Raw genomic sequence first — 2,964 nt, 5'->3', positions numbered from 1 at the left:
CAGGGCTGCCGCGGCGCGCGCCGCGGCCTGACCGTCGCCCGCCTTCGCCGCGTCCTCCAGTTCCGACACCAGCTCCGCCAGGCGCCGCGCGCCGGCCATGCGGGCGGCGCCCTTCATCCGGTGCGCTGCGGCAGCCACCGCCGTCAGGTCGCCGGCCGAGAGCGCGCCGCGCACCGCCTCCCCGTCGCGCTGTACGCCGTCGCGGAAGCTGGCCAGAAGGCGCTGCAGACGCGCGGGATCGTGGCCGAAGAGCTGGCGCAGCGCCTCCGGGTCCCACAGCGTGGCCAGCCCGGCTTCCGCATCCCGCGCCGCATCGGCGGCGGCGGGCAGGTGGCGCTCCAGCGCGCGGGCCAGCGCATCCAGCGCCAGCGGCTTCGGCAGGAAGCCGTCCATGCCCGCGGCATAGCAGCGCTCGTCCTCGCCCTTCAGCGCATTGGCGGTGACGGCGATCAATGCGGTGCGCGGCCGCGCGGGATCGGCGGCCTCCGCGCGGCGGATGGCGCGCGCCAGGTCCAGCCCGTCCATCACCGGCATGTGCAGATCGACCAGTGCGAGTCGGTAGCGGCCGTCGCGCCACAGCGCGAAGGCCTGCGCGCCGTCCTCGGCCATGTCGGCCTCGCAGCCCAGCAGCTCGAGCTGGCGGGCCAGCACCTCGCGGTTCACCGGGTGGTCGTCCACCACCAGCAGGCGCTGCGGGATGCTGCCCGGGGGGCCTGCCGCCTGAAGCCGGTTCGGCGCCGCAAGGGGCGGCGCATCCGGTGCGGCGCCCAGGCGCAGCGTGACCGCGAAGCGGCTGCCGCGGCCGGGCTCGCTCTGCACCGTCACGTCGCCGCCCATCAGCTGCGCCAGCCGCCGCACGATCGACAGGCCGAGCCCGGTGCCGCCATAGCGCCGGGTCGTGGAACTGTCGGCCTGCGCGAAGGGCTGGAACAGCCGGCCGATCTGCTCTGCCGTCATGCCGACGCCGCTGTCCTCCACCGTGAGGTCCACCTGCACGCCGCCCTCGACGGCGGAGGTGGCGACGGCGACGCGCACGAAGCCGCGCTCGGTGAACTTGATGGCGTTGCCGACCAGGTTGAACAGGATCTGGCGCACCCGCACCGGGTCGCCGGCGACCATGTCGGGGCCAGGTCCCGGCGGGTCGGCGAAGAGGCTGAGCCCACGGTCGCGCGCCTGCACGGAAAGGGTCTCCACCGCGCCCTCGACCAGGCCGCGCAGCGAGAAGGGCAGGCTTTCCAGCTCCATCCGCCCGGCCTCGATTTTTGAGAAGTCGAGCAGATCGTCGATGATGCGCAGCAGCTGGCCGGCACTCTCCCGCATCACCGCGATGGGGCGCGCCTGGGCCGGGCCGGGCGGCGTGCGTTCCAGCACCTCGATCATGCCGAGCACGCCGTTCATCGGTGTGCGGATCTCGTGGCTCATGGCCGCGAGGAAGGCCGACTTGGCGCGGTTCGCCGCCTCCGCCGCATCGCGCGCGGCGGCCAGCGCGGCCTGCTGGCGCCTGAACTCGGTGATGTCGGTGTAGGTCCGCACGGAGCCGCCGCCGTCCATGCGCCGTGCCTGCACCTCCACCGCGGTGCCGTCCGCGCGCACGCGTTCGTAGCGGCGTTCCTGCAGCTCCTCGCCGGCGATGGCGCGGCGGGCCTGCTCGGCGCCTTCGGGGGAGCTGTCATAGTCGCCGCGCGCGGCCTGGAAGGCGACCAGCTCGGCGAAGGGGCGGCCGGGCTGGGCGAGGTGCTCCGGCAGCGCCAGCAGTTCCCGCGCGCGGCGATTGATCATGCGCACCGCGCCGTCCGGGGCGATCAGCAGCAGCCCCTGCGCCATGGTCTCGATCGTCGCCTCCAGCGCGGCGGAGGCCTCGCGCGCCGTGTCGCGCGCCTGCTGCAGCGCGGCCTCGCGTTCCTTCAGCGCGGTGACGTCGCGGTAGGTGACGAGCACGCCGCCGTCCGGCGTCGCGACAGAGGACGCTTCGACCCACAGGCCGCTGGCCGCGCGGCGGATCTCGGACGGGCTGCCGGGATGGCGCGCCAGGCGCAGCCGGTCCTCGACGATGGCCTCGACCGCCGCGGGATCGTCGGGCGGCGGCCCGAACTCGCCGCGGCGCACGCGGTAGCGCATCGCCTCGATGGCGGAGGCGCCGGGCCGCGTCAGCTCGTCCGGCATGTCGTGGAAGCGCGTGGCGGCGCGGTTGGCCAGCTTGAAGCGCAGCTCGGAATCCAGCAGCACCACGCCGTCGGTCATGTGGTCCAGGATGAGCTGCTGCGTCTCCCGCGCCGCGGCCAGTTCCTGCTCGCGCTGCTTCAGCTCGGTGATGTCGCGGTACATCAGCACCGCGCCGCCGCCGGCGACCGGGATGGAGCGCACGTCGAGCCATTTCCCCGACGGCGTCTGGCGGATGTAGGACACGCCGCCGGGGCGGGAGAGCAGGGCGGCGCGCTGCTGCACGCGCTGTTCCAGCTCCGCCTCGTCGCGCGGCGGCGGGCCGAATTCGCCGCGCTGGTCCTGCAGGCGCATGATGTCCAGGACGTTCACGCCGGGATAGGCCATCTCCGGCGGGAACTCGCCGATGCGCAGCGTCTCGCGGTTGAAGAACACCACCTTGAACGCGGCGTCCCACAGCACGACGCCGTCCGTCATGTGGTCCAGCACGGTCTGCAGGCGCTGGCGCGCCTCGGCCAGGTCGGTCTCCTGGCGCTTGAAGTCGGTGATCTCGGCGGCCGAGAGCACCCAGCCGCGCGGCATGCGGCGGAGCTGGATGCGGAACCAGCGGCCCTCGGCGGTGCGCCAGTCACGGCTGCGCGCGGTGGCCTCGCCGATCGGCAGCCAGCTGGCCGGCTCCTCCGGCGCGTCGAGGTAGCCATAGGGGTTGGCGCCCGCGCCGCGCCGGCCGATCGCGGCCAGCACGCCGGCCAGCGTGGCGCCCGGCCCCCGCGCCGGGTCGTCCTGCGGCAGCAGCAGGTCGAA

The 2,964-nt window shown here is 74.6% G+C and carries 1 protein-coding gene; it reads right to left on the bottom strand.

Features of this window, described 5'->3' with window-relative positions:
* On the bottom strand, positions 1-2,964 hold a 2,964-nt coding region (locus OZN99_RS28805; protein WP_270938656.1), incomplete at both ends, for a PAS-domain containing protein.

Origin of the sequence: Falsiroseomonas oryzae, assembly GCF_027856955.1 — a bacterium.
Classification (GTDB): Bacteria; Pseudomonadota; Alphaproteobacteria; order Acetobacterales; family Acetobacteraceae; genus Falsiroseomonas; species Falsiroseomonas oryzae.
This window is presented reverse-complemented; position numbering and strand designations above follow the sequence as displayed.